The sequence below is a fragment of the Flavobacterium sp. genome, from assembly GCF_044371705.1.
In the GTDB taxonomy this organism is placed as follows: domain Bacteria; phylum Bacteroidota; class Bacteroidia; order Flavobacteriales; family Flavobacteriaceae; genus Flavobacterium.
This window is the reverse complement of record NZ_JBILTE010000001.1, coordinates 35442-52765: the sequence shown is the minus strand read 5'-3', so window position 1 is coordinate 52765 and position 17324 is coordinate 35442. Positions and strand designations below refer to the sequence as shown.

Sequence of the window (17324 nt, the reverse complement as noted above, 5' to 3'; positions counted from 1 at the left end):
AAAAGCTCACAAACAATTAATGAAGTAAAATACACATGCAGCAAATTATAAATTATATAATAAAAAACAGTACTAAGTTACTGTTTTTGCTGCTTTTAGGCATTTCATTACTTCTTACCATCCAATCTCATTCGTACCATCGCAGCAAAGTCATCAATTCGGCAAATACTATTTCAGGAGGAGTTTACGAACGGGTGAGTGCTTTTAAAGACTACTTGAGTTTAAAATCTGAAAACGAAGGTCTGGCAGCTGAGAATGCACGACTAAAAAGTTTACTCTACAATCAAAAAGATACCCTCAAAGTACTTGCAAAAAATCAATTATCACTTGAAGGTGACTACAAAGTTATTCAATCTAAGATTATCAAAAACTCTTATAACATTCAAGAAAATTTTCTGACTATTAATTCGGGCACGAATCACGGCATCGGACCAGATATGGGGGTGGTAAATAGCAAAGGTATTATTGGTATCATAGATATTGCTAACAAAAAATATGCAACTGTGCGAAGTGTTTTAAACACCCAATCAAAAATCAATGCAAAGGTAAAAAAATCAAATCATTTTGGTACTTTAACCTGGAACGGCAGAAACGCAGGGAATGTGCAATTAATTGATGTTCCAAGATTGGCAACAGTAAAAAAGGGAGATACTATCGTAACCGGTGCACAATCTATTTTTCCTGAAAATATAAATGTTGGCATTATCAGCAAAATTTATGTAGATAAAAAAACAAATTTGTTTACAATGGATGTTAAGCTTTTTAATGACATGACCAGCATCAATCATGTGTATGTGATTGAAAATAAAAACAGAGAAGAAATAGAAAAACTCGAATCAACAAAACAATAATGAATAGTACCTTATTAATCAATAGTGCACGTTTTTTACTGCTTCTGTTTTTTCAAGTAATTTTATTTGATCAAATTGGGTTTTTAAAATATATTAATCCCTATCCATACATACTTTTTATACTTTTATATCCGGTAAATGGAAATAAATCTGGACTGATATTTGCAAGTTTTCTTTTAGGATTACTAATGGATATGTTCAGTGATTCGGGCGGTGTTCATGCCGCAGCATGTGTCACACTTGCCTATTTTAGACCTGCATTTTTTAAATTTTCGTTTGGTTTAAGTTACGAGTATCAAACGGTAAAAATTAATGATCGCCTCACGCCTGAGCGTTTTTCGTTTTTATTAATTACAATTTTAACACATCACTTAGTGCTATTTATATTAGAAATATTCAAATTTAGTTTCATTTTTGACATTTTATTGCGAACACTTTTAAGTTCTGTTTTTACATTACTATTTTGCATTATTATCATTTATTTGTTTAAGCCTGCTAAAAGATGAGAAAATATTTATTACCTTCTTTAATTGCAATTACCAGTGTGCTACTTTTGGTAAGGCTTTTTTATTTGCAAATAGTTGATGAGGATTACAAACTTAAATCGGAAAACAATGCTATTAAAATAGCTTACGAATATCCCGAACGTGGATATGTTTATGACCGAAACAACAAACTTTTAATCGCCAATCAGCCTTCCTACGATTTAATGGTTATTCCAAATGAGGTGAAGGATATAGATGTCATGGAATTCTGTAAACTCGTTGATATTTCAAAAGAAGAATATGACAAAATATTAAAAAAAGCAATTAATCATAGCAGAAGACTTCCGTCACCTTTTTTGACACAATTAAATCGAAAAGATTTTGCCGCCTTTCAGGAAAAAATTGGAAAATACAAAGGATTTGAAATTCAAAAAAGAAACTTAAGAGACTATCAGGTTGCCGTGGGAGCCAATGTTTTTGGTTATATCACGCAAGTGAACCAAGCAATTATAGATAATAATCCGTATTATAAAAGTGGTGATTTAATAGGCAAACAAGGCATTGAGCAAGAGTACGAAGAAGTATTGAGAGGCCAAAAAGGAGTTAAATATTATCAAAGAGATAAATTTAATCGAATTATTGGTTCCTATAAAAATGGCATCTATGATACGATTGCCAAACAAGGCCAGGATATTACAATTACATTAGACATTGATCTTCAAAAATACGGCGAAGAATTAATGGTTAACAAAAGAGGCGGAATTGTTGCTATCGAGCCCAAAACAGGTGAAATATTAGCCTTGATTTCTGCTCCAACCTATGATCCCGCCTTACTTGTGGGAAGACAACGTTCAAAAAATTACACTGCATTGTACAATGATAGCATTGCCAAACCATTATTTGATAGAGGTCTTTTAGCTGAATATCCGCCGGGTTCACCCTTTAAAATTTTGACAGCTCTTGTTGGTTTGCAAGAAGAAGTTATTGACGAACAAACATCTTTTGTTTGCCGACATGGGTTTGCATATGGAAATCGTTTTATGAAATGCCACGATTCGGGAACCTTTAGTTTGAATAATGGCATTTACAGCTCCTGCAATACCTATTTTGCAAATACGTATAAAAAAACAATTGAAAAATACCCAAAACCCGCCTACGGTGTCGACGCATGGAGCAACCATTTGAAAAGTTTTGGTTTAGGAGATTTTATGGGTTATGATTTACCTCCAGGCAAAAGAGGAAAAGTACCTACCACAAAACTATACAACAAATATTATTCAGCCGGTGGTTGGAGAAGTACCACCATTATATCGAATGCCATTGGACAAGGAGAAGTACTAACAACACCTATTCAACTTTGTAATGTGATGGCTGCAGTGGCTAATCATGGACATTACTACACGCCTCATATTATAAAAAAAATTAAAGACAGTACAATCGATCCAAAGTTCACTACCAAACATGAAACAACTATAGATAAGCAATATTTTCAACCGGTTATCAATGGACTGCATGATGTGTACAATATGGGAACTGCTTCTCGTTTGCAAGTAGAAGGAATTGAAATTTGTGGCAAAACCGGTACAGCAGAAAATTTTACTAAAATTGATGGCAAAAGAGTTCAGCTGACTGACCATTCTATTTTTGTGGCTTTTGCACCCAAAGACAATCCAAAAATTGCCATTGCAGTTTTTGTAGAAAATGGGTATTGGGGTGCACGAATTGCCGGGCCGATTGCAAGTTTAATGATAGAAAAATATTTAAAAGGAAAGATTACAAGAACCGATCTTGAAACTAGAATGTTTGCCACAAGTTTGGAAAGTGAGTATGCCAAAGTTTTAAGCGGACAGCCTTTTATAATTAATAAGTAAGTGAAAAATCAAAGTGTTGTAGCGAATCTGGACTGGATAACTGTATTGTTGTTTGCAACATTGGTTATCATGGGTTGGATGAATATTTATTCCTCTTCACTCCCTAATGATTCCATGGGATTTGATTTTACAAGAGAATATGGCAAACAACTAATTTTCATTTGCCTAACCATTCCATTGATAACAATTGTGCTTTCAATTGATGCAAAATTTTATGAAAAGTATTCCTTTGTGCTTTACGGACTCGGGATCCTATTGCTAATGGGACTTTTCGTTTTTGGGAAAACGGTGAAAGGTCAAACCAACTGGTATGGAATAGGTGCCTTTAGTCTCCAACCTTCGGAGTTTGTTAAAACAACTACCATACTATTGCTGGCAAAATTTCTAAGTGATGCACAAATTAATCTAAAAAATACCAAACATCAGATTATAGCCTTTGCAATCATTGGGCTTCCCTTTGTTTTGATATTGCTTCAACCAGATGCCGGTAGTGCAATGATTTTCGTTTCGTTAATTTTAGTTTTAAACCGTGAAGGACTTCCTGACTGGTATTTGTGGACGGGCTTTTTTGCCTTTGTATTATTCTTTAGTTCATTGTTTATCCAACCTATATACATTTTGGCTGTCATACTTTTACTGATGATTTTTCACTTTCTGAAAACAAAAAGAGCTTATCGAAATCCACTCGCCTATCTAATAGTATTTATTGCAGCTTCATCTTTTGTGCTCTCTGTAGATTTTGTTTACGACAATGTTTTAGAACCCCATCAAAAAGACCGTATTAATGTATTATTTGATGATACCGTCGATTTAAAAGCTGAAGGATATAACTTAAATCAATCCATGATTGCTATTGGTTCCGGTGGTTGGTTTGGTAAAGGATTTTTAGAAGGCACCCAAACCAAAGGTGGTTTTGTACCCGAACAACACACCGATTATATTTTTACAACTGTTGGTGAAGAATGGGGATTCATTGGTTGCTTGATTGTAATTGGTTTGTATGTATTATTATTGTTTCGGATACTTTATTTAGCAGAATACCAAAAAACTAAATTCAGTAGAATTTATGGATATAGTGTGGCTACTATTTTATTCACACACTTTTTTGTGAATATCGCAATGCTTATTAAATTGTTCCCTACGATTGGAGTGCCTCTTCCGTTCTTTTCCTACGGAGGTTCTAGTTTATGGGCCTTTACCATCTTACTTTTTATATTTTTAAAGTTAGATGCCAATAAAGTGAATGAATGGTAATTTATTTTGTGAACTGAAATTCTACCAAAACCGGAAAGTGATCGGAAGGATATTTACAATTATAACTATCTGTTAAGACTGCATATTTTTGAATAGTTATTTTTTCTCTACTCAAAAAAATAAAATCTATTTCGGTTGTGACCGATTTGAAAAAATCAAAACCATTAAAAGTTCCAGTTGCATTGTATACAAAAGCGGCTTCTTTTTTGGCATTCAAATATTTTTCAGACAAGAACTTGACCTGATTGGTAGTAGGGTCAGAATTCAAATCACCCATCACAACCACAGGATATTTTTTACTATTTTTTGATTCTATCATTTGATGAATCAGTTGTACACTTTTTTCTCTAGCAACTACACCCACATGATCTAAATGAGTATTAAAAACCCAAAATACCTCTTTTGTTATTTTATTTTTAAACAATGCATACGTACAAATTCTATTCAATTGTGCGTCCCAACCTTTAGAAACCTTTTCAGGTGTTTCGGATAGCCAAAATGTATCCGATTCTAAAACATCAAATGTTTGGTGATTAAAAAAAATAGCACTTTGTTCCCCTTTTTTACCGCCATCTCTTCCCTGACCAATTACCTGATAACCAATTAGAAGTGAATCTAAATAATGAACTTGGTGTGGCAAACCCTCTTGAATTCCAAGGATATCAGGCTGGTAAAACTGAAGTAAATCAGCTACATGATTTTTACGTAAATTCCATGCGTTTTCGCCATCACTGGCTACATCGAGGCGGATATTGTAGGTCATCACTTTATAATTTTGTGATGCAACCACTAATGAAAATAATAAAAACAATAGTATTAAATACTTTTTCATATCATTTAATTAGTTAAAACTCCAAGATTTGTAATCGGATTTACGTTCTAATTCAGTTTCTAGCTGATTAGAAATATTTGGGAAAAAATCAATGCCTGTAAGCTGTTCCAATTCATCAACTGAAACTACAAATTCGTAAAGAGGCTGATTACTGCTTTCGTGTGGCACCAGAAAAGCAATCATTTTTACATGATTAGTTGTTACATCTGTATCCAAAAGCACCTTATAAAAGTAGTTTGGAACTGCTACTTCTTCTTCACCAATGGTTCGCAATTCCGATTCTAAAACACCTCCTGTAATAACATAAATACCGTCATATTTATCGGCCCAATACCGCACTTTTTGTTCCAAACGATTCCAAACACCATTGTTAAAACTTGTCAATTGCGGCGAAATATTCGAAGTAAAAAAAGTGTCCGTAAATGCATCTTCAGAAAACTTCATATCACCGGCAGGTACTAGATGTCCTCTATCATAACCCGAATTTTTATAATTCCTCCAATCAGCTGATTTTGTGCCAACTTTGACATCTTGATTAAAATAGGGTCTTTTGAGATTTCTTGAAGATATAAATTCCTTCTTTAGTTCATAAGCAACCCACTCAGCCTGTTCATGCAGTTCTGAATAGGATAATGTGTAAAATTGATGTTCAATTATTTGGTTGGTTGTAGAAGTAGGCAAATAATTGAAATCCGTTGAAAATACTTCGTTAGAAATTGTAGGAGTTGTAGACTTCTCATCTAAGCTAACTTCTTTACAACTTTCGATATAAAAAAGAAAAAAAGTAAAAATAGAAAGTTTCAAGTAGGTCATAATTCGGACGAATAAAGCAATAATATAAAAGAAAATTAACAGTTAGGACTTAACATCCAAAGCATCTCTTAAAGCGTTACCGGTCATCATAAACGCTAAAGTAATCAACATAATTGCAGTTCCCGGTACTAAAGCTAAATACGGTTTGCCCAGAATAATATAATTGTAATGATCTTTGATCATGCCTCCCCAACTTGGAATAGGTGGTTGTGCACCTAAACCCAAAAAACTCAAACCGCTTTCAACCAATATTGCCGAAGCAAAATTTGCTGCTGATATGACAATAACCGGTGCCATAATATTAGGCAATATATGATTGATGATAATTCTGGGATTTGAAAAACCTAATGCTCTTGCAGCAGTAACATATTGCATTTCCTTAACACTGATGATTTGGCCACGCACTACACGAGCAACTTCTACCCACATGGTTAAACCTACCGCAACAAATACCTGCCAAAATCCTTTTCCTAAGGCTAAAGTAATAGCAATTACTAATAAAAGTGTTGGAATGGACCAAATAACATTAACTAACCACATAACAAAAGCATCCACTTTACCACCATAATAACCACCTAAAGCCCCAAAAAACAAACCAACAATAACAGAAATAAGTACGGCAACAAAACCGATTGAAATGGATACTCTTGAGCCAATAATCATTCGGCTTAGTAAATCACGTCCGTATTTATCGGTTCCTAAAATAAACTTCTTAGTCACAATTAATTGATCTTCCACTTCTTTGATTGTTGTAAAACCCGGAAATTTATCTAGATAAATTTCTTTGGTCAATTGTAGACTTGGATCTTCAGAATACTCTACATATTGTATACCGTTTTCTATGAGTTTATAATTGCTGATAGGAATTTCTGTGGACTGATGGGTGTGTCCGATAAAAAAATCTTTAAATGATTTGTTTACTGCTCCTTCTTGCGGAATTACAAGCATTTTTACTTCAAAACCCGGACTTTTGGAATAAATAGAAAGATGCATTTGATTGGCGTTTTCTGAAGAATCAGGTGCTAAAACATAGGCAAAAATAGCAACAAATAGAACCAGTACTATGAATCCAAAACTAAAAACACCCCAGAAATTTTTTTTAAATTTCCGGAGTGCAATTCCTGTTAATGATTGTGGTTGTTGACTCATTAAATTTGAAACCTTACGATTTCACTAATTTATCTTTCTTTTTAAAATTTACTTGTCCTTTGATTACCGGATTTGTTTGTAAATCATCCAAAACATTTAAAGCTTCCTCTACGTAAATATCTTTTCCTAAGTTTTCAAACCAACGTTCTCTTTTTTCTTTGAAAGAAACATCCGTTTTCATTAGTTCCTCATCAAATGTAATAGGTTTGAAAACTAAATTATTCGTATAATCCGAAAGCACTTTGTATTCTTTACTTTTTACTTCAAGCTCTTTTTGGGCCGATTTAAATTCTTCTAAATTCAAGCTGTAAACAGTCACATCTCTACGTTCTTTAGTCCACTGTGCTCCTTTATCAATCAACTGAAATTGTTCATTATTTTCAATTCTCTTTCTACTTGATTCAACGGCTTTATCAAAATTATTGGTTTTGTTCCAAACAGAATAATTTGCAGGATCAATCTTTGTCCAAGGCATAGCATTTTCCATATCTCTTTCGCCAATATCAATGTATGAATATCTATCAGGCATCACAACATCACTCGAAACGCCTTCCAGCTGAGTAGATCCTCCATTAATTCTATAGAACTTCTGGGTTGTTGTTTTTAATGCTCCTAAATCACCTGCACTATTGCCGCGTACAAACTGATTCAAATCAATTACATTTTGCACGGTTCCTTTACCGTAGGATTGTTTGCTTCCAATAACCACTCCTCTTTTATAATCTTGGATAGCTGCAGCTAAAATTTCAGAAGCTGAGGCAGAAAAATTATTAATCATCACCACTAGAGGTCCATCCCACTGCACTTGAGGATCACGATCAAATAACACTTCTTTTCGTGCACCAGCCGATTTAATTTGTACTACTGGACCTTGCTCAATAAATAAACCTGTAATGTCAACCACTGTTTTCAATGAACCGCCGCCATTATCACGAACGTCCATGATAATTCCCTTGACTCCTTCTTTTTTTAGTCGCTCAACTTCTATTGCTACATCTTTGGCTGCATCGCGACTGTCTTTATTTTCAAAATCTATATAGAATTTTGGTAAATAAATAATACCATATTTAACTCCATTTCTTTCGATAACACTTGACTTAGCATACGTTTCTTCCGTTTCTACTGTATCACGTATTAAAGAAATTACAACGATTGTACCATCTACTTTTTTAACTGTTAATCGAACTTCTGTTCCTTTTGGCCCTTTTATTTTCTTAACAACATCATCCAAACGCATGCCAACAATATCCACCGGTTCTTCATTCCCCTGAGCAACTTTCAATATCACATCACCTTGCTCTAACTCTTTACCTCGCCAAGCAGGCCCACCAGAAATAAGTTCAATTATTTCAGTAAGGTCATTTTTCTTTTGTAAACGAGCTCCAATTCCTTCAAATTTTCCACTCATACTTACATCAAAACGCTCTTTATCATCGGGAGCCATATAATTAGTGTGAGGGTCAAAACGAGATGCAATGGCATTGATATACAAACCAAACCAATCATTTCGGTCTAAATCTTTCATGAAGTTGAAATAATCATTCAATGAATTTAAAGAACTCTCTCTAGCCTCTTTTTCCAATACCTCATAGGATTTCTTTTCAATTACTTTATCCGACTTTTTTTCTTCTTTTTTTGGAGCGAATACCTCATCTCCTAATTCAACTGATGCAACATTTGAACTACCTTCTTGAAGACTCAATTTATCAACTAAAGATGATAAGGTGGATAATTTAATTTGTTTTCTCCATCTTTCTTTCAATTCATTTTCATTTTTGGCATAAGGTGCTTTTTCATAGTCGGTATCTAATTCTTCCTTTACAGAAAAATCAAAAGGTTTACTCAAAATATCTTTATAGAATTTTGTGCTTTCTTCCATTCTTTTTAAATACGTAGCGTAAGTCAAATCAAAAAAAGTTAAATCTTTATTTTTAATTTGATCGTCAATCAATGTTTCATACTGAGCAAACTGATCAATATCTGATTGCAAAAAATATCTTTTGGATGGGTCTAATGATTCGATATAATCCTTATAAACACCTTTTGAAAAGTTATCATCAATAGCAATCGGATCATAATGACCCCGTTCTATAACAAAAGTTAATAATTCCAAAAGCATTTTATCCTTCTCAGGATCGTTTTGAACTTCTTGCTTAAAATCAATTACACTGAAAGCCAATAGTGATGCCGAAAGGCCAATCACCAATAGTAAGGTTTTAAAATTCTTTTTCATAAAAAATAAAATAGCATCCATTTAGGTCATTATCACTTTAATCATTAAAAATTATGCCAATTATTATAAGAGTATCTACTACTTTAAATAAAAATCAAATAACTTCATTTGGAAACAAAGTTATAAAAATCAACCATTGTAATCCTCTAAAATTAGTTAATTTTGACTTAATGCCGCAAGATAACATAACTTTAGCACGTAATTTTTTTTATATTCTTTGAATAGGTTTATTTTTGAAAAACTTTTATTGAATTATCTATTTCAAACAAAATTCAATTAAAACAAAAGAATGACAAAAACACCTTTGATTTTAGTAACCAATGACGATGGCATCACAGCTCCGGGAATTCGAATGCTGATTAGTATCATGCAAGAATTTGGAACTGTAGTTGTAGTTGCACCAGACAGTCCGCAAAGTGCCACAGGTCATGCAATTACAATCAATAACACCCTTTTTATTAATAAAATTACGGATGAAAATGCTACTGTCCAAGAATACAGTTGTTCGGGGACTCCGGTAGATTGTGTAAAATTGGCAGTCAATGAAATTTTAAAAAGAAAACCTGATCTATGTGTTTCAGGTATCAATCACGGATCGAATTCCTCAATCAATGTCATATATTCAGGAACCATGAGTGCTGCTGTTGAAGCAGGAATCGAAGGAATTCCTGCGATTGGATTTTCATTATTAGATTATAATTGGAATGCAGATTTTAAGGCCGTGAAAAAATTTGTTCGACAAATAATATCCGAAGTTTTAACAAATGGCCTTCCGGAAGGCGTTATTCTAAATGTAAATTTTCCTAAAAAGCAGGCAAATGAAATCAAAGGCATTAAAGTTTGCAGGCAGGCAAAAGCCTATTGGATGGAAAAATTTGACAAGCGACAAACACCTCAAGGCCGAGATTATTATTGGTTAACAGGCGAATTTGTTAACCAAGATCAAGGGGAAGACACTGATGAATGGGCATTAGCAAACGATTATGTATCTGTGGTCCCAGTTCAATTCGATATGACGGCTCATCATTTTGTACAAAAATTAAATACATATAATTTCAATAAAAAATAAACTATTCAAACTATCTGATCAAAAGTCATGGAAAAAAAAGAGGTATTTATTGGAATTTTGATTGGATTAATTGCAGCATTGATAGGGACTATTCTATTCATTCTGATTTTTACAGATTATGAATTCTTGGAAGGTATTCGTATTTTGAAATCCCAAAATTCATTAGGAAAATTAATTGCTTTAGGGGCGGTTTTAAATATTATTACTTTTTTTGTTTTACTAAAACTTAAAAAAGAATTGATGGCAAGAGGAGTTGTATTGGCAACTGTATTGGTAACTTTGATAACATTGTTTGTTTAAGATGAAGTACTATATCATTGCAGGTGAAGCATCCGGTGATTTGCACGGTTCCAATTTAATGAAAGCTCTTTTTGAGGAAGATTCAAAAGCTGACATTCGATTTTGGGGTGGCGACTTGATGCAAACTGTTGGCGGAACTTTAGTCAAACACTATAAAGAACTTGCTTTTATGGGTTTTGCCGAAGTGATTATGAACTTGAGTACCATTCTAAATAATATCAAATTTTGCAAAGCAGATATTGTAAAATATAAACCTGATGTCATTATTTTTATTGATTATCCCGGTTTTAATATGCGAATTGCCAAATGGGCGAAAGAACGAAACATTAAAACACACTATTACATTTCTCCGCAAATTTGGGCTTGGAAAGAAAATAGAATCAAAGCCATCAAAAGAGATTTTGATAAATTGTATGTAATTTTGCCTTTTGAAAAAGATTTTTACGAAAAGAAACATCATTTTCCGGTGGAATTTGTCGGTCATCCTTTAATAGATGCAATTCATAATCGTCTGAAACTGGATGACGCTAAATTCCGCACAGAGAATAACTTGGATGAAAAGCCGATTATAGCTTTGCTCCCCGGAAGCAGAAAACAAGAAATTAGCAAAATGCTTGAACAAATGCTAGCTGTTGTGGATGATTTTAAAGACTATCAGTTCGTCATTGCCGGAGCACCGGGACAAGAATTGTCCTATTACGAGCAATTTTTAAAAAAGAAAAGCGTTCATTTAATTTCGAATAAAACGTATGATTTATTGAGTGTTTCAATGGCAGCATTAGTTACTTCAGGAACTGCAACGTTGGAAACTGCCTTACACAAAGTGCCGGAAATAGTTTGCTATAAAGGGAATTGGATTTCCTATCAAATTGCCAAACGCATCATTACTTTAAAATATATTTCTTTAGTAAATTTAATAATGGACAAAGAAGTAGTGACGGAACTAATTCAGGATCAGTGCAACAAAAAACGAATTAAAGAAGAGTTACACAAACTATTACAACCCGAAAATCGTTCAAGAATGCTTGGCGAATACGAACTTTTGGAACAAAAATTAGGTGGCGACGGTGCCAGTAAAAAAGTGGCACATCTAATTTATGAATCAATAAAAATTTAAAAATAGAAACTTTTGAAACAGCTTTTTTATATATTATTTCTACTGCTTGTATTGGTTTCTTGCAAACCAAGTTCTACTATTGTGACATCTAAACAAGTGTCGCAGAAGCAGGGAACCTATAAAGAATTACCGAAAACATTTGCAACTAAAAACACAGCGACTGCAAATTCAGAGGAAACACCAATTATTGCAAGTAAAAAATCTTCGATAAACAAACTTGTTGAGAATGAAGAATCTGACTATGACCTAGATTCAGATGAAACACCTTATTTGGTGAAGCAAATTATTTATACGGCAATGGAATATGATGGTGTAAAATACAGAAGTGGTGGAACAACTCCTGCAGGAATGGATTGTTCGGGATTAGTTACTACCGTTTTCAAAGCATATGACATTTCTCTACCCAGAAGCTCTAACGATATGTCGAAAGTTGGAAAAAAATTGAAGCGTGAAGAAATTCAAAAGGGTGATTTAGTCTTTTTTAGAACTAACGGACGAAGTGTTATCAATCATGTAGGTTTGGTAACCGAAGTAAAAGTTGATGAAATTATTTTTATCCATTCTTCTGTTCAAAGAGGTGTAATCGTTTCTTCTACGAAAGAACCTTATTATCAGCGAACTTTTGCTCAAGCTAATCGAATTTTAAATTAACTACATTTTTTAGATTATTTTTCTTACCTTCGTTTAAGATGAAGGCATTAAAATTTCCAACCATTGTCATCACACTTTCCTTTGCGTTGGGAATTTTAGTAGCCAACTACTTCAAACCCGACACGACCTCCTTATTTATTATTTCTGGTATTTCGGTTGTTACAGTTACACTACTCTATCTATTTTGTAAACGCAACAAAAAAGTTCAATTGTACTTTGGAATTGCAAGTTATTTGACTTCGTTTGTTCTTGGAAGTCTGGTTTTCAATTTGCACTATCCTGTAAACCATAAAAATCATTACAGTCAGAATTTACAGGAAGAAAATGTACTTATAATTGGCACAGTATCTGAAGTTTTAAAACCGAATGCTTATTCACATAAGTACTATCTGCAAATAAAATCTATCAACCCAAAGCCAGTAAAAGGAAAGGTTTTGGTAAATTTTTCTAAAAAAAATAGTGAAAAACCACTAGACGTTGGTCAAAAAGTGCTAGCCAACTGTCAGTTAAAGTCTTTAATCAAACCCAATAACCCCAACCAATTTGATTATGCCAATTACTTAGAAAAAAAGGATGTTTTTCATCAAATTTATCTAGAAAATCAAAATTTTAGAGTTATTGATCTTGAAAAAAACTCTGCTTACTACATCAATCAAATTAGATTTGGAATTATTACGGCATTGGAACGAAACAAAATGGACAGTGAAGCACTTTCTATTCTTAAAGCATTATTATTAGGTCAAAGGCAAGATTTAGAACAAACTACCATTCAAGAATACTCAATGGCCGGAGCGATTCATATTCTTGCCATTTCCGGTTTGCATATTGGCATACTTTTGTTCTTTTTTAAAACAATTTTGAATCCGATTAGCCGCTTCAAAAATGGCAAGATTATTCAGCTACTACTATTAATTTCACTTCTTTGGTTGTATGCTGTGGTAGCCGGAATGTCACCTTCGGTGGTAAGAGCGGTCACAATGTTTAGTTTTGTTGGTATTGGGCTTTATTTGAGAAGATACACAAGTATTTATAACACCTTAGCTAGTTCGATCCTACTAATACTGCTGTTCAAGCCGAACTTTTTATTTGATGTTGGATTTCAATTGAGTTACAGTGCGGTTTTTGCGATTGTAAGTATTCAACCGCTATTTGTGAAATTATGGAAACCTCAAAATAAAATTATTGGTTATTTTTATGATATACTCACTGTTTCTTTTGCTGCACAAATTGGGGTTTTGCCGCTGAGTATTTACTATTTTCATCAGTTTCCTGGGTTGTTTTTCCTTACAAATCTTGTAATCATTCCCATGCTTACAGTCATTTTAATAGGCGGAATTATTGCTGTTATATTTAGTTTTTTTGGTTGGATTCCGATGATCATTACTGAATTACTTTCGCGAATTATACTTTTCATGAACGGTTATGTAAGTTGGATTGCCTCGTTTGAAAACTTTGTTTTAAAAGATATACCTTTTAATTTCTATTTGCTTTTTGGCACGTTTATACTTTCAGTAGGTTTCTATTTATGGTTTAAAAAACCAAATGCAAAAAGATTACAATTCGCTTTATTTAGTTTGTTGGTTTTTCAGCTTTGCTATATTGGATCCAAATACTACCATATTCAATCGGACGAAATTATTATTTTTCAGTACCCAAAAAGAACAATCATTGCTGAAAAAAGAAGCAATAAGATTCGCCTGATGACTTCTGATACTTTAATAAACAGTAATTATGTAATTAAAAATTATTTAAATGGTAATTTTGGGTCTATTGAATCCATCGATTCTTTAAAAAATGTCTACGTATTTGGCAATCAGAGAGTTTTAATAATTGACCAAAAAAACATCTATGCTATTGGTAAGAATCCCGATTTGGTTCTGCTTATCCAATCACCAAAAATCAATTTTGAACGGATGCTTTCAGAATTACAACCTAAAATAGTTGTTGCTGACGGAAGTAATTATCCATCTGTAGTGGAAGAATGGTCGAAAATTTGTCTAAAAACGAATATCCCTTTTCATTCGACAAACGAAAAGGGATATTATAAAATTGTAATCGATTAATTATTGTACAATAGTAATTATTCGATCTGCAGCCATTATCCATGTTGGAGCCCCACCGGCTAAATAGCCCATTTTACCCATTTGCTGCAAATTAATTCCGTTGGGAGTCGTTTGAGGTTTTACAAACCAAACAGTTGGATATCCGGTTACATTGAATATTTTTTGCATCTCGTTGTTTTGGGCTTGCAAACTTTCTTCTAACTTCGTTTTACGGGGATAATCTAGTTCTACTAAAACAACATTTTTAATTGCCCATGTGGCAAATTCAGGCTTTTTGAATACTTCATTTTGCAAACGAATACACCAACCGCACCAATCGCTGCCTGTAAAAAATAAAAATAAAGGTTTATTTTCCTTTGTTGCTAATTCGATGGCTTTGTTAATATCGGTATGCCAAGTCAGCTCCTGTGAGGAAGCAACCTGAAACATTCCAAAAAACACAAAAAGAAAAAAATACTTTTTCATTTTACTTCACACTTTTTAATTCCGCAAGCAGTTGTTCTGTTTGATAATAACCAACAATCACTTTTGCAATTTCACCACTTCTATCCAAAATATACATTGATGGATATCCTTCTACTTTTAAAAATCCTGTAAATTCATGCATGCTATTTCGTCCTGTTCTACTGGGGTCGAAACCTGGATTGGTATACTTTTTACCTTTATAATTTACTTCGGTATTGCCTTCGCCATTGAATTTTACAGCATAATAATTTGCATTGATAAATTCTGAAAATTCTTTGGTTTGAAAGGTGTTTTTATCCAACATTTTGCACGGACCGCACCAATCGGTATACACATCCATAAAAATAGGTTTCGGACTTTTCTTTTGCATAGCAATTGCTTCATCAAAAGTCATCCATTTTATTTCTTGAGCTTGCGTTGCAACAGTTGTAAAAACCATTGCAAGTGTAATCAGTAATTGTTTCATAAATTTAATTTTTTAGTCGTTTTCAAATATAGTGCCGAAATTTAATTAATTCCCTTTTCTTTCATCACTTTATTGAGTTGTTTTAACAAAACAAACATAAGCAAAGTTGCAAACATTAACAATCCAAAATTTATCCAGAAGAAATCAGCTTTATTATCATAGGTATCCCATAAACTGGCTAAAACACCGCTCAACTTATTTCCGATAGACGTTGCCAAAAACCAGCCACCCATCATCAATGATGTAATATTAGTTGGACTCAATTTCGAAACAATCGACAATCCCATGGGACTCAAGAATAACTCACCAATGGTAATCACACCATAATTCGCAACCAACCACCAAACGCTCACCTTTTCTGAACCATTTCCACCCATATTCACAGCTGCAACCATCACTAAAACAGATAAGGCTGAAATGAGTAACCCAAAAGCAATTTTAGTTGGTGTACTTGGTTCCTTTTTCCTACCTCTTAAAAAGGTAAAAAAAGCAACAACAAGTGGTGTTAAAATGATGACCCAACCCGGATTAATGGATTGGCTTAAATTTGCCGACCATGTAAAGACTTTACTTCCCTCTTCAGGCAGTTTTTCTTTTTTAACATTTCTAAAATACAATGGATAATCCACTACTTTGATGACTTTCCCTTCTTCCTTTTGAATCCTGAAAGCTTCGTCATAAAGAGCTACAGAATCTTTTTTGTATACTAAAGTGTCAGTTAAAACCAATTTTGAAGCAATTGTTTGAGAAACACCCGTTAATTCTCTGTCGGTATATTTATCTCCCCAATTATTCAACGCCGAACCATTTAATTTAAAAACCGCCCAAAACAAAATAACTACGCCAAATATAGTTAACAACGCTCCAATGGGTCGCTTGTCTTCTTTTTTCGCTTTGAAATATAAACTGGCATAAAAGAAAATAACCGGTATACATGCAAAAATAAAAGCATCTGTACTATCTGAACCAAAAATTGAACAATTGGGATTTGCTTCTGATTGCACACCGTTTAAAAACCAACCTATCACACCAAAAAGTGCCGACGGCACTAATATAAACAAAACAATTTTATAAAACGGCATATCGCCTTCTTGTACACCTTTCTTATCAGTTTTATTGCCGTAATGTTTCGTTCCTAAAATGAAAACAATAACACCAATAAACATTCCGACCCCAGCTGCCATAAATGCATACTCCCAACCGAACAGAATTTTTAACGCAGCACCAAAGAAATTACAAATAAATGCTCCAATATTTATTCCCATATAGAATATATTATAGCCTTCATCTTTTTTCTCTTTGTATTTATCTTCATTATAAAAATTACCAAGTAGCGTTGAAATATTAGGCTTAAAAAAACCATTCCCTACAATAACGAGCGACATGGCAATATACAGAACTGTTATGTTATGAACTCCCATTAAAAAATAACCCACTCCCATCATTAGTCCACCGATTACAATTGATTTTTTGTAACCCCAGTATCTATCCGCAATTAAACCTCCAATAAATGGCGTAAGAAAAACCAATGCGATAAATGTTCCATATAAGTCGGATGCTTCTTTTTCGGTCATTGCATAACCGGCTTCGACATCTTTTAGGTATAGGGTAAAAATACCAATCATTAAATAATACCCGAAACGTTCCCACATTTCAGACAAAAATAAATACGGCAGTGCTTTAGGATGACTTTTCCACATAAATA

16 protein-coding genes are annotated in these 17324 nt (G+C 33.5%); 9 read left to right on the top strand and 7 right to left on the bottom strand.

Annotation, left to right across the window (positions count from 1 at the left end; translation table 11 throughout):
- Nucleotides 1-35 precede the first annotated feature (35 nt).
- The 4 genes from mreC to rodA are packed head-to-tail and all read left to right on the top strand — an operon-like array spanning nt 36 to nt 4461.
- Nucleotides 36-851 (top strand): rod shape-determining protein MreC, encoded by an 816-nt coding sequence (gene mreC, locus ACIQ2S_RS00210; protein WP_396171943.1) that lies wholly within the window; start codon nt 36-38, stop codon nt 849-851.
- Nucleotides 851-1357, top strand: a complete 507-nt coding sequence (locus ACIQ2S_RS00205) for a rod shape-determining protein MreD (RefSeq protein ID WP_396171941.1) — start codon at nt 851-853, stop codon at nt 1355-1357. Before mreC ends, ACIQ2S_RS00205 begins: the two co-directional genes overlap by 1 nt.
- The gene (gene mrdA, locus ACIQ2S_RS00200) at nt 1354-3207 is read left to right on the top strand and encodes a penicillin-binding protein 2 (protein ID WP_396171935.1); all 1854 of its coding nucleotides are present in this window, start codon (nt 1354-1356) and stop codon (nt 3205-3207) included. Before ACIQ2S_RS00205 ends, mrdA begins: the two co-directional genes overlap by 4 nt.
- Nucleotides 3208-4461: a rod shape-determining protein RodA gene (gene rodA, locus ACIQ2S_RS00195; protein ID WP_396171933.1), complete on the top strand. Its 1254-nt coding sequence runs from the start codon at nt 3208-3210 to the stop codon at nt 4459-4461.
- A gap of 1 nt (nt 4462) precedes the next feature.
- Here rodA and ACIQ2S_RS00190 read toward each other — a convergent pair whose 3' ends face one another.
- From ACIQ2S_RS00190 to ACIQ2S_RS00175, 4 genes are read right to left on the bottom strand one after another with little or no spacing between them, the layout of a single operon-like run.
- On the bottom strand, nt 4463-5293 hold the full coding sequence (locus ACIQ2S_RS00190) for an endonuclease/exonuclease/phosphatase family protein (RefSeq protein WP_396171930.1): 831 nt from the start codon (nt 5291-5293) through the stop codon (nt 4463-4465).
- 9 nt (nt 5294-5302) lie between these two features.
- Complete coding sequence (locus ACIQ2S_RS00185) at nt 5303-6106, bottom strand: DNA/RNA non-specific endonuclease (protein WP_396171927.1); 804 nt, start codon at nt 6104-6106, stop codon at nt 5303-5305.
- Nucleotides 6107-6148: 42 nt separating this feature from the next.
- On the bottom strand, nt 6149-7255 hold the full coding sequence (locus tag ACIQ2S_RS00180) for an ABC transporter permease (protein WP_396171924.1): 1107 nt from the start codon (nt 7253-7255) through the stop codon (nt 6149-6151).
- Nucleotides 7256-7268: 13 nt separating this feature from the next.
- Complete coding sequence (locus ACIQ2S_RS00175) at nt 7269-9509, bottom strand: carboxy terminal-processing peptidase (RefSeq protein ID WP_396171922.1); 2241 nt, start codon at nt 9507-9509, stop codon at nt 7269-7271.
- A gap of 268 nt (nt 9510-9777) precedes the next feature.
- Here ACIQ2S_RS00175 and surE point away from each other — a divergent pair, with 268 nt between their 5' ends.
- Genes surE through ACIQ2S_RS00150 form a run of 5 tightly spaced genes read left to right on the top strand, consistent with a single transcriptional unit; the run spans nt 9778 to nt 14688 of the window.
- Nucleotides 9778-10557 carry a 5'/3'-nucleotidase SurE gene (surE, locus tag ACIQ2S_RS00170; protein ID WP_396171918.1) on the top strand — a complete coding sequence of 260 codons (780 nt, stop codon included), beginning with the start codon at nt 9778-9780 and terminating at the stop codon, nt 10555-10557.
- 27 nt (nt 10558-10584) lie between these two features.
- The gene (locus ACIQ2S_RS00165; protein ID WP_396171915.1) at nt 10585-10857 is read left to right on the top strand and encodes a hypothetical protein; all 273 of its coding nucleotides are present in this window, start codon (nt 10585-10587) and stop codon (nt 10855-10857) included.
- A 1-nt stretch (nt 10858) separates the two neighbouring features.
- Entirely contained in the window at nt 10859-11974 is a 1116-nt protein-coding gene (gene lpxB / locus ACIQ2S_RS00160) for a lipid-A-disaccharide synthase (protein ID WP_396171912.1), read from the top strand.
- 12 nt (nt 11975-11986) lie between these two features.
- The gene (locus ACIQ2S_RS00155; protein ID WP_396171910.1) at nt 11987-12625 is read left to right on the top strand and encodes a C40 family peptidase; all 639 of its coding nucleotides are present in this window, start codon (nt 11987-11989) and stop codon (nt 12623-12625) included.
- Between the two features lie 38 nt (nt 12626-12663).
- Complete coding sequence (locus tag ACIQ2S_RS00150; RefSeq protein ID WP_396171908.1) at nt 12664-14688, top strand: ComEC/Rec2 family competence protein; 2025 nt, start codon at nt 12664-12666, stop codon at nt 14686-14688.
- Here ACIQ2S_RS00150 and ACIQ2S_RS00145 read toward each other — a convergent pair whose 3' ends face one another.
- Genes ACIQ2S_RS00145 through ACIQ2S_RS00135 form a run of 3 tightly spaced genes read right to left on the bottom strand, consistent with a single transcriptional unit; the run spans nt 14689 to nt 17319 of the window.
- The gene (locus tag ACIQ2S_RS00145; protein WP_396171904.1) at nt 14689-15153 is read right to left on the bottom strand and encodes a thioredoxin family protein; all 465 of its coding nucleotides are present in this window, start codon (nt 15151-15153) and stop codon (nt 14689-14691) included.
- A gap of 1 nt (nt 15154) precedes the next feature.
- Complete coding sequence (locus ACIQ2S_RS00140; protein ID WP_396171902.1) at nt 15155-15619, bottom strand: thioredoxin family protein; 465 nt, start codon at nt 15617-15619, stop codon at nt 15155-15157.
- A 41-nt stretch (nt 15620-15660) separates the two neighbouring features.
- Nucleotides 15661-17319 (bottom strand): peptide MFS transporter, encoded by a 1659-nt coding sequence (locus ACIQ2S_RS00135; protein ID WP_396171900.1) that lies wholly within the window; start codon nt 17317-17319, stop codon nt 15661-15663.
- Nucleotides 17320-17324: the final 5 nt, after the last annotated feature.

Excerpts from the sequence above, each read along its gene's own strand:
- ACIQ2S_RS00150 (WP_396171908.1), top strand. The coding sequence starts at position 12,664 with ATGAAGGCATTAAAATTTCCAACCATTGTCATCACACTTTCCTTTGCG.
- ACIQ2S_RS00140 (WP_396171902.1), bottom strand. The coding sequence starts at position 15,619 with ATGAAACAATTACTGATTACACTTGCAATGGTTTTTACAACTGTTGCA.
- surE (WP_396171918.1), top strand. The coding sequence starts at position 9,778 with ATGACAAAAACACCTTTGATTTTAGTAACCAATGACGATGGCATCACA.
- lpxB (WP_396171912.1), top strand. The coding sequence starts at position 10,859 with ATGAAGTACTATATCATTGCAGGTGAAGCATCCGGTGATTTGCACGGT.
- ACIQ2S_RS00165 (WP_396171915.1), top strand. The coding sequence starts at position 10,585 with ATGGAAAAAAAAGAGGTATTTATTGGAATTTTGATTGGATTAATTGCA.
- ACIQ2S_RS00190 (WP_396171930.1), bottom strand. The coding sequence starts at position 5,293 with ATGAAAAAGTATTTAATACTATTGTTTTTATTATTTTCATTAGTGGTT.
- ACIQ2S_RS00175 (WP_396171922.1), bottom strand. The coding sequence starts at position 9,509 with ATGGATGCTATTTTATTTTTTATGAAAAAGAATTTTAAAACCTTACTA.
- ACIQ2S_RS00185 (WP_396171927.1), bottom strand. The coding sequence starts at position 6,106 with ATGACCTACTTGAAACTTTCTATTTTTACTTTTTTTCTTTTTTATATC.
- mreC (WP_396171943.1), top strand. The coding sequence starts at position 36 with ATGCAGCAAATTATAAATTATATAATAAAAAACAGTACTAAGTTACTG.
- mrdA (WP_396171935.1), top strand. The coding sequence starts at position 1,354 with ATGAGAAAATATTTATTACCTTCTTTAATTGCAATTACCAGTGTGCTA.
- ACIQ2S_RS00135 (WP_396171900.1), bottom strand. The coding sequence starts at position 17,319 with ATGTGGAAAAGTCATCCTAAAGCACTGCCGTATTTATTTTTGTCTGAA.
- ACIQ2S_RS00145 (WP_396171904.1), bottom strand. The coding sequence starts at position 15,153 with ATGAAAAAGTATTTTTTTCTTTTTGTGTTTTTTGGAATGTTTCAGGTT.
- ACIQ2S_RS00205 (WP_396171941.1), top strand. The coding sequence starts at position 851 with ATGAATAGTACCTTATTAATCAATAGTGCACGTTTTTTACTGCTTCTG.
- ACIQ2S_RS00180 (WP_396171924.1), bottom strand. The coding sequence starts at position 7,255 with ATGAGTCAACAACCACAATCATTAACAGGAATTGCACTCCGGAAATTT.